Source organism: Meiothermus sp. (assembly GCF_025056915.1).
GTDB lineage: Bacteria > Deinococcota > Deinococci > Deinococcales > Thermaceae > Meiothermus.
Genome location: NZ_JANWVH010000011.1, coordinates 39513 through 48487 on the forward strand (window position 1 = coordinate 39513; position 8975 = coordinate 48487).

Here is an 8975-nt window from a genome sequence, read left to right on the forward strand (position 1 = left end):
ATGCTACATCTAGACGGCCCAATCTACTACCTTGGTGCGCTCGAGGCCGACAGACGCAGGCCCGTTGCATTAGGGTGGGCGTTCAGCAGACTGCGTGGGCCTCGTCTCACGCTCGCGCGACCATGATTGATTCAGACAGGGCCACCCCTAGCTCTGCTCTTTACATCATGCGACAAGGCCCGCCATTTTCCAACCTCTGTAACGGCTTTGGCCGACCTCGAGCGACCACCAACACGCCACTGGCGGGGATAAAGAAGAATTTTGCCCTGCTTCGGCAGGACAGCGCGTTCTTTTTGCTGAAGCCCACCCCCGCCCGGATCGGCGTGCAGAGCTATAAAAGGCAAACCGCCTGTCTTTGTGCCTGCACCGGGCAAACAGGGCTTCCTCGAGCAGGGAAGCGCTTCCCAGACGTGCGTTATGCGAACTGGGTGCAAGGTTATGCACAAAACTTGACCTTGCCTTCCCGGTGCCGACGTACCTCCAGGCGTCCCCTTGGGAATAGGGCTTTCATCGCCGGTCATGGGCCATAGACCCCTGGCTGTCTGCGGAGCTTTTGGGCAGGGGCCTCACCCTACTTCCAGCACCACCTTGCCAAACACCCGGCGCTCTTCCAGCAGCCGGTGCCCCTCGGCGGCCTGCGCCAGGGGAAGTGTGGCCCCCACGATGGGCTTGAGTCGGCCCGCACTCACCCACCGGAGAATGGGGAAGAGGCGGCTCTTGGAGCCCATGGTGGAGCCAAAAATGGAGAGCTGCCGGTAGAAGACGTGCGACAGGGGCGTGGGAGCCTCGTAGCCCGAGGAAGCCCCCACCAGGCAGATGCGCCCCCCCCAGGCGGTGGCCTTGATGACCCCCTCCCAGTACTGGGCCCCGGTGTGATCCACCACGGCGTCGGCGCCCTTGCCGCCGGTGAGGCGGCGAACCTCTTTGAACCAGTCGGGGTGGGAGTAGTTGACGGTTTCGTCGGCGCCCAGGGCTTTGGCCTGCACCAGCTTCTCCTCGCTGCTGGCGGTGGCGATGACCCGCGCCCCATAGAGCTTGGCAATCTGAATGGCGGCCACCGAGACCCCCGCGCCGGCGGCCATCACCAGCACATCCTCGCCCGGCCTGACCTGGAGCTTGTCCACCACCATCTGCCAGGCGGTCAGAAAGGTAAGCGGTACCGAAGCGGCCTCGGCCCAATCCAGGTTGGCTGGCTTGGGCAGGATGTTGGCTGCCGGGACGGTAATAAACTCGGCGTAGCCGCCCCAGCGGTGTTCGCCCAGAATCTGATACTGCGGGCAAAGGTTGTCCTGCCCACCCAGACAGCGCTCGCAGCGGCCACAGGAGACACCGGGGTTGAGCACCACCGCATCCCCCGGCGCCAGCCCCGCCACGCCGGCCCCCACCGCTTCCACGATTCCGGCCACATCGGAGCCCAGGATGTGCGGTAGGGGCAGCTTGGGGCTGGCCACCACCTTGCTAACCCAGAGGTCGAGGTGGTTGAGGGCCACCGCTTTCACGGCCACCCGTACCTGCCCTGCTTCCACCGCAGGTGCGGCCATCTCGCCGTAGCGCAAGACCTCCGGGCCACCCCTGGACTCCATCCAGACGGCTCGCATAGAGGCGATTGTGCCACCTTATGCAAGGGGTCGTCAAACGGGAATATTGGGAACCGCCGAAAGCCTATAGCGGAAGGCCAGAGGCTCTATGGACACCAGGCTTGCGACCCAAGACCGGTGATGCGCCGGGTGCAAACGCCGAGGCAACGCTTATGAGGCCACCACCCGTGTGCCCGCCGTGCCTTCCCGCACGGCCTGCAAGATGCCCTGGGCTCCTCTGGCAATGGTGGCCCAGGGAGCGCCTTTGCTAAGGGCGTTCAGGGCCGCTTCGACCTTGGGAATCATGCCGCCGGAGATGGTGCCATCCTGAATCAGGGCCTGCACCTGGGCCTGGCTGAGCTGGGCAAAGCGGCTGCTGGGGTCTTTGGGGTCGCGCAGAACCCCCACCACATCGGTCAGGAAGACCGCGGGCAGGCGCAGCGCCCCGGCGATGGCCCCGGCGGCGGTGTCGGCGTTGATGTTGAGGGGGCCGTGCGCGTCCAGGCCGATGGGGGCAACCAGGGGGGTCAGGCCCGCTTGAAGGAGTTGCTCTAAAACCCGGGAGTTGACCTGGGTGACCTCGCCCACCCGGCCCAAAATGGGGTCGAGTAAGCGGGCCTTGAGCAGCCCTGCATCCCGCCCGGTCAGGGCTACGCTGGGCCGCCCCCGCCGCGAAAGGCCCTCGGATAGTTGCTTGCCCAGGGAGGTGAGCACCATCTCCACCACCTCCATCTGCTCGGGGGGGGTGATCCGCAACCCCTGGTAAAAGTGGGTCTCGAAGCCCATCCGGTTGAGCCACTCGCCGATGCGGGGGCCGCCCCCATGCACCAGCACCAGCGGGCCGGGGTAGGCGCTGAGTTCGTCCAGCAGCTCGCCCGCTTCCTTCAGGCTACCCCCAATTTTTACGAGCAAAGCCTGTTCCATGCTGCCAATCATACCCAGTGCATCGGCTTGACACCCTTTGCGGCGGGTGTTACCCTTTTGAGTGCGCTTGCGTGAGGGCGATTAGCTCAGCGGGAGAGCACACGCTTCACACGCGTGGGGTCGTAGGTTCAAATCCTACATCGCCCACCAAGTCCGGGACGCCGCAAAAAATGGCGGCGTCCTCGTTTTTGGCTCCAAACGGTAAAACTGGTGCCACCCGGGCCGCTTTGGGTGCCTCTCGATATGCAGGCAGGTTCGGCTAGGTGGATGCTTCTCGAGTGGCGCGGGTTCGGTTGCACATATCCAGACAGGCTGGCCTCAACACACCCCTCGAGCTTCGCCACCTCACAGCTTCCCGGTCACGGGGTGGCGGGTACAGAGGTGTGGGAACCCTGGTCACCTCTGCTCGAGCGGTCTAATTTACATTTCATCTACTTTTCCTAGATTCTCAAATGAATATTGCGCCTGGAGGTACACCATGCTGCGCATAGCGATGCTTATGCTCACGCTTCTAGGTTTGGCCTGGGCCCAGGGCTACCGCGGCCTGGTGCTCTACACGCCCTACCCCGCCCAGAGTGTGCGGGCAGGGGAGACGGTCAGCCTGCCCATCTCGCTCAAGAGCTTTGGCCTGCCCCCTCAGAGTGTGCAGGTGCGGGTGGCGGAGGTGGCTCCGGGCTGGAAAGCCAGCCTGCTGGGAGGGGGCCGGGTGGTGGGGGCGGTGTATGTGCTCCCCGATGCCGAGCAGAGCCTTTCCCTGCGCTTAGAGCCCCCCCAGCGGGTTTCGCCCGGCACCTACCGCTTCCGGCTGGTGGCCGAGGGCAGCGGGGGCGTGCGGGCCGAGCTGCCCCTGGCCCTCAGCCTGGGCCAGACCCTGCCCAAGCGGCTCTCCCTGGAGACCGAGCTGCCGGTGCTCAAGGGTGCGCCCACGGCCAGCTTCCGCTACCGGGTCACCCTCAAGAACGAAAGCGACCAGGACTTGCTGGTCAACCTCGAGGCCGACGCCCCCGAGAACTTCCGGGTTAGCTTCAGCACGGCCTTTGGGGGCCAGGAGGTCAACAGCCTGCCCCTGAAGGCGGGGGAGAGCCGCGAGCTGGACGTGCAGGTGACCCCGCCCCGCCAGGTGGAGGCCAAGCCCTACGCGGTCACCCTGCGGGCGCTGGCCGGTGAGGCCCGGGCCGACCTGGCGGTGAACCTGGACATCACCGGGCAGGTCGAGCTGAGCCTGACCACCCCCGAGGGCCGCCTCTCCGGGCGGGCTTTGGCCGGGCGGGAGAACCCCGTCAAGCTACTGGTTAAGAACACCGGCAGCGCCCCCGCCGAAAACGTCGAGCTTTCGGCCAGCGAACCCTCGGGCTGGGAGGTCAAGTTTGAGCCCGAGAAAATCGAGAAAATCGCCGCCGGTAAGGAGTCGGAGGTGACGGCCAAAATCAAGCCCTCGCCCCGGGCCGTGGCCGGAGATTATATGCTCTCCCTGCGGGCCTCCGCTGGCAGCGCCTCGGCCTCGGCGGACTACCGGGTGACGGTGCAGACCTCCACCCTGTGGGGGCTGGTGGGCGTGGCCCTGATTGCGGTGGCGGTGGGGGCAGTGGGCTTCGCGGTCTCGCGCTTCGGGCGCCGCTAGGAGGCCGGGATGGTCATCGAGACCCAGGGCCTGAGCAAGCGCTACGGCCAGGTGGTGGCCGTGGAGGGCCTCGAGCTGCGCATCGAAGCCGGCGAGGTGTACGGCCTGTTGGGGCCCAACGGCTCCGGCAAAACCACCACCATCCTGATGCTTCTGGGCCTCACCGAGCCCAGCGCGGGCACGGTGCGGGTGCTGGGCCTCGACCCGGTGCGCGCGCCCCTCTCGCTCAAGAAGCTGGTGGGCTACCTGCCCGACTCGGTGGGCTTTTACGGCGAACTGACGGCCTGGGAGAACCTGGCCTACATCGCCCGCCTGAACGGCCTGCCCCGCGCCGAGGCGGAGGGGCGTATGCGGCGGGTGCTGGAGCGGATGGGCCTGGCCGAGGTGGCCGACCGCCCGGTGAGCGCTTTTTCCAGGGGGATGCGCCAGCGGCTGGGGCTGGCCGAGGTGCTTTTGAAAGAGCCCAAGGTGGTCATTCTGGACGAGCCCACCCTGGGCCTCGACCCCGAGGCCGCCCAGGCTTTTTTGGAGATGATTCGGGGCCTCAAGGCCGAGGGGATTACCGTGCTGCTCTCCTCGCACCTTCTGCACCAGGTGCAGGCCATCTGCGACCGGGTGGGCCTTTTTCACCGGGGTCGGCTGGTGCTGGAAGGCCGGGTGGAGGAGCTGGCCCAGCGGGTGCTGGGCGGCGCTTACCGCATCCGGCTCGAGGCCGCGCCCCTGGAGGGCCTCCTGGAGCGGTTGCAGGCTTTGCCGGGGGTCAGCCGGGTGCGACCGGAGGGGGCGGCGCTGCGCCTCGAGGCCACCCAGGATGTGCGCCCCCAGGTGGCCCGGGCTGTCCTCGAGGCCGGCGCAGCCCTGCACAGCCTGACCCTGGAACAGCCCAGCCTGGACGAGGTCTACAGCCACTACTTCCAGGAGGTGCGGCATGCGGCCTAGCCCAGCCCGGCGGGAAGGCTCCCCCTGGACGGGGGTGTGGGCGGTCTTCTTCAAGGAGATGGCCGACCACCTTTCCAGCACCCGCATGCGAATTCTGGAGGTTCTGATTCTGCTCTCGGCGGTGGGGGCGGTGTATGCCGGGGCCCGCACCCTGCGGCAGACCGTGAGCGAAGACCCCTTTTTGCTGTTGCAGGTCTTCACCGCCGCCCAGGAGCCTTTGCCCTCGTTTGTGGCCTTCCTGAGCTTTTTCCTACCCCTGGCAGCCATCGCCCTGGGCTTCGACGCCATCAACAGCGAGCACAGCCGCAACACCCTCTCGAGGGTTCTGGCCCAGCCCATCTACCGCGACGCCCTCTTGTGGGGCAAGTTCCTGGCGGGTCTGGCCACCCTGGCCCTCATCCTGCTGGCCCTTTTCCTGCTGGTGGTGGGGCTTTCCCTGCTGTTCTTGGGGGTGCCGCCCAGCACCGAGGAGGTGGCCCGGGCCCTGCTCTTTTTGCTGGCCACGCTGGCGTATGCGGGGGTCTGGCTGGGCATTGCCCTCCTGTTCTCGGTGCTCTTCCGCAGCGCGGCCACCTCGGCCTTGGCGGCCATTGCGGTCTGGCTTTTCTTCGCCCTTTTCTGGGGCATCATCGCCCAGCTTCTAGCCCAGGCCATCGCCCCCTTCGACCCCTTCCAGCCCGAGAGCGAGCTGCGCCAGGCCGAGGCGCTGCTGGCCCTTTCCCGCTTCTCCCCCAACACCCTCTACGCCGAGGCCATCCAGGCCCTCTTGAACCCCGCGGTGCGGAGCCTGGGGCCGGTGCTGTTGACCCAGCTCCAGGGGGCCTTGCTGGGTTCGCCGCTGCCGCTGGGGCAGAGCCTGCTCCTGGCCTGGCCCCAGCTGACCGGCCTCATCGCCCTGACCCTTCTGCTGTTTGCCCTGACCTACGTGCTGTTCCAGCGGCGGGAAGTGCGGGCCTGAGGCATCCTGAGCAGACGGGTTCTGCTACGTGTTGTACCGGCCAAGCGGCGGTTTTGGTATCAAGTGCAACCGGTCTTTTGCGGGTCTGCCCTGCCCCAGGCTCCTGCGGCCAGGAGAGAAGGCGGGCCTTTGGCGGCGGCTCAGGCCCCCAGGGCCTTTTTGAGTTCGGCCAAAGCCGCCCGCAGCTCGCGCACCTCGGCTTCCAGGGCTTCCAACCGGCTTTCCAGCTCACTTTTTTCCTCGGCCCGGACGAGGGGGGCTGGGGGGCCAGCTAGCAGGTGGGCGTAGCGCACCTCGCGCTCGCCGGGCTGGCGCTCGAGCGGGGTGACGAGCGGGTGGGGGGCCAGGTTCATAAGGCCTTGCAGCACCGCCTCGACCTCCTGGAGCGAGGCAAAGCGGTGGTTCATGCTCTCGGCTCGGGCCCGTAGCTCGCCCAGGGTTTGCGGGCCGCGCAGCATCAGCAGGGCCATCAGGATGGTGGCGGGGGCCTCGAGCCGGTACTCGCGGTCTAAAAACTGCCGGTATTTGGGGGCCCGTGCGCCGTATTCGCGGAACATGCCGCACAGCCGCTTGCGCTGGAGCGAGTCCAGGGCTTCGCGCACCTCGGCCTCGCTCAGCTGGGTGACCGGATGGCGGTTGTTTTTCTGGTTGGCCCCCAGCCGGATGGCGTTTTCGGTCATGGGGTAGTAGTCGGGGGTGGCGTACTGCTTCTCGATCAGGGTGCCCAGAACCCGTACTTCGGCCTCGTTCAGAAGGTTCACAAACAGGATTTTAGGGCATCTTGGGGGGCAGCGCCGGGGGGTTTTGCAGCTGGCGGCTTGATGTAAGGCCACTCGAGGCGCTTCCAGATTCACAGAAAGGGGAACACCGGCGCCCGGAAAAGGCTCCACCGCCTTTCCCGAAAGGTTGTGCTGTGGCGCTACACCTTCTCCAGAAAGCGTTCCCGCAGCTCGGGGGTGGGCACCGGGCAGCTCGCCTGCCGGCCAAAGATGCGGTAGCGGTGGCGGGCTATCAGGCGGTAAAGCCCGTCCCGGAGGGGTTTGGGCAGGTGGCGCAGGGCCCGGAGCCAGCCGTAGCCCTTCAGGTGGCGCACGATGACCAGGGCGGCGTCGGACTCGAGGTAAGCCCGCCCCCCCTCGATCACCACCACGCTATCGGCCAGGGCCTCGCTGGCCGGAACCCCGTACTGTTCGAGCAGGGCCTGCCCCACCGCAGACTGCTGGGCAGCAAAGCGGAAGCGGCCCTCGGGGTCGTGGCGGACGATGAAGCGCACCACCCCGTTGCACAGGTTGCACACCCCGTCGAAGAGCACGATGATGGGGGCCTCCATGCCTTCAGCCTAGCGCAAGGGCGGCGCTGGGATGTGTTCACTGGGCCGGCTTCCCAAAGCACCCCCCACGCTCTACAGCAATGGCCCCACGCCATCCGGCCACCGGCGGGTTGTTTGCTTCGCACCCCACCTTTCGGACGCCCATCAGCGCATGGAACAGTCTGGGGAGAAGGCTCTTTTCGTCCAAACCTCGCCCCTGAGGCAGGGTTGTCCCCTGAGACGCTGGTGTAACGCAGGACTTCTACAGTGGCCCCCAAGGCGCCCCCCATCCAGACCGGGGCAGCTCTCAGGAGGTGAATTTATGCGGTCTTGGCTTCATTTGGCAGTAGGATTTTTGCTGGCGTTGCTAGCGGGGTGCGGCAACCGCTCGGCCACGCCGTACACCAGCCCGCAGGTGTTCGTGGGTGAGATTGCGGGCAGCGATGCGCTGTTGGCTTTGGTGGTAGAGCAGGGTCGTTTTCTGGCCTACAGCTGTGGAGGGCCGGAAAGCTGGCGGCAGCTTACCGGCTGGTTCGAGGGCGAACTGCAAGGCGGAAGCGTCCCGCCTACCTCAGGCAGCTATGGCCTGCTTCTGAAGGCCAGCCCGAATGGCGCCGGATGGGACGGCAGCCTTGAAGCCGAGGGGCGGACATACCGCTTTACCCTTTCCCCGGCCAAAGCTGACAGCCCGGCTGGGCTTTACATCCTGGACAACGAGGCCCGAGAGGCCGGACTGATCATCGCCAACAACCTCAAAACCGCAGGGGTCTACTACGGAAAGCAGAGCGGCGTGACTGCTGCCGTGCAGGTTAAGGACGACCTGACCAAGATCACCACCAAGCCCACCGAACTCACCGTGACCTCCCCCGCCTACGGCGGTAGCGAGTTCACCCTGAGCAGCACTACCAGAGTTCAGGCCTCACCCGTCGAGCCCCGCTTGCCCATCCCCGTGAACCTGCACCGCATTGCCGCCCAGATGCTGGAGGAAACCCGCGGCACCGAGATGGCTCCCGGCTGGAGTGGCACCGCCCGGCTGGCCGGCAAGGTGAATCCTTTCTACCGTCCCGACATCTCCACGCCGGCCTACTACGAGCTGCCCGTACTGCCGCAGGGGTTAATTTTGCTCTCGAATGGGGAGCACGACTACCCAATCGCCCACTGGAGCGACGAGGAAAGCATGTCGACCAGGCTTGAGGCCAGCGCAAAAAACCAGACGCTAGTCCGGTACTGGAAGCTGGACAGCATGTATTATGTGGGTGAGGATGGTCAGGGCAACCGTGTATCCAGCTTTGGCACTCCGGTCATGAGGATCGAGGGTGCGTCCTTCGATCAACCTGCAAAAACCTACGTCGCTACTGCTCAGCCAATCAACCCTCAGGCCGAAGATACCGACCCTACCGATAGTAAATTCGTCATCAAGCAAGACCCCCTTCCCAACCTTACCTACCGGCCTTGGGCTTCGTGGCGTGAGCTCAAGGCAGGGTATTTTGCGGCCTACAAGCCCTGGCTTGAACGGTTGGCACAGCGGGCACGACACGATTGGGACATCGAGAAAGCAGCGCAGCGCAACGGTGAGGGACTGCTACCTGGGAACAAGTACAGTATCGCTACACTGTACCCTGGTGTCAGGTTTAGCACCGATAAAGA

General features: G+C 65.8%; 8 protein-coding genes and 1 tRNA gene. 5 read left to right on the forward strand and 4 right to left on the reverse strand.

Annotated features, from left to right (window positions below; all coding sequences use genetic code 11):
* Positions 1–566 precede the first annotated feature (566 nt).
* Complete coding sequence (locus NZN28_RS03355; RefSeq protein WP_295395359.1) at positions 567–1598, reverse strand: zinc-binding dehydrogenase; 1032 nt, start codon at positions 1596–1598, stop codon at positions 567–569.
* Between the two features lie 150 nt (positions 1599–1748).
* Complete coding sequence (gene argB, locus NZN28_RS03360; RefSeq protein ID WP_295395367.1) at positions 1749–2501, reverse strand: acetylglutamate kinase; 753 nt, start codon at positions 2499–2501, stop codon at positions 1749–1751.
* A 75-nt stretch (positions 2502–2576) separates the two neighbouring features.
* On the opposite strand from argB, the gene NZN28_RS03365 reads away from it, so the two are divergent.
* The 4 genes from NZN28_RS03365 (at position 2577) to NZN28_RS03380 (ending at position 6019) form a co-directional block, all read left to right on the forward strand.
* Positions 2577–2651, forward strand: a tRNA-Val gene (locus NZN28_RS03365).
* A gap of 328 nt (positions 2652–2979) precedes the next feature.
* Entirely contained in the window at positions 2980–4122 is a 1143-nt protein-coding gene (locus tag NZN28_RS03370) for an NEW3 domain-containing protein (RefSeq protein WP_295395360.1), read from the forward strand.
* Positions 4123–4131: 9 nt separating this feature from the next.
* Positions 4132–5061, forward strand: coding sequence for an ABC transporter ATP-binding protein (locus NZN28_RS03375; RefSeq protein ID WP_295395361.1), 930 nt, complete (start codon positions 4132–4134; stop codon positions 5059–5061).
* Positions 5051–6019, forward strand: coding sequence for an ABC transporter permease (locus NZN28_RS03380; protein WP_295395362.1), 969 nt, complete (start codon positions 5051–5053; stop codon positions 6017–6019). The genes NZN28_RS03375 and NZN28_RS03380 overlap by 11 nt, the downstream gene beginning before the upstream one ends.
* Positions 6020–6159: 140 nt before the next feature.
* On the opposite strand, the gene NZN28_RS03385 is transcribed toward NZN28_RS03380, so the two are convergent.
* Both NZN28_RS03385 and NZN28_RS03390 read right to left on the reverse strand, forming a co-directional pair.
* The gene (locus tag NZN28_RS03385) at positions 6160–6780 is read right to left on the reverse strand and encodes a DUF480 domain-containing protein (protein WP_295395363.1); all 621 of its coding nucleotides are present in this window, start codon (positions 6778–6780) and stop codon (positions 6160–6162) included.
* Between the two features lie 158 nt (positions 6781–6938).
* A complete protein-coding gene (locus NZN28_RS03390) occupies positions 6939–7349 on the reverse strand; it encodes a thiol-disulfide oxidoreductase DCC family protein (RefSeq protein WP_295395364.1) in 411 nt (136 codons plus the stop codon).
* 301 nt (positions 7350–7650) lie between these two features.
* Between NZN28_RS03390 and NZN28_RS03395 the strand changes: the two genes are divergently transcribed.
* On the forward strand, positions 7651–8975 hold a 1325-nt coding region (locus tag NZN28_RS03395; protein ID WP_295395365.1), incomplete at its 3' end, for a hypothetical protein.

Excerpts from the sequence above, each read along its gene's own strand:
- NZN28_RS03355 (WP_295395359.1), bottom strand. The coding sequence starts at position 1,598 with ATGCGAGCCGTCTGGATGGAGTCCAGGGGTGGCCCGGAGGTCTTGCGC.
- NZN28_RS03375 (WP_295395361.1), top strand. The coding sequence starts at position 4,132 with ATGGTCATCGAGACCCAGGGCCTGAGCAAGCGCTACGGCCAGGTGGTG.
- argB (WP_295395367.1), bottom strand. The coding sequence starts at position 2,501 with ATGGAACAGGCTTTGCTCGTAAAAATTGGGGGTAGCCTGAAGGAAGCG.
- NZN28_RS03390 (WP_295395364.1), bottom strand. The coding sequence starts at position 7,349 with ATGGAGGCCCCCATCATCGTGCTCTTCGACGGGGTGTGCAACCTGTGC.
- NZN28_RS03380 (WP_295395362.1), top strand. The coding sequence starts at position 5,051 with ATGCGGCCTAGCCCAGCCCGGCGGGAAGGCTCCCCCTGGACGGGGGTG.
- NZN28_RS03370 (WP_295395360.1), top strand. The coding sequence starts at position 2,980 with ATGCTGCGCATAGCGATGCTTATGCTCACGCTTCTAGGTTTGGCCTGG.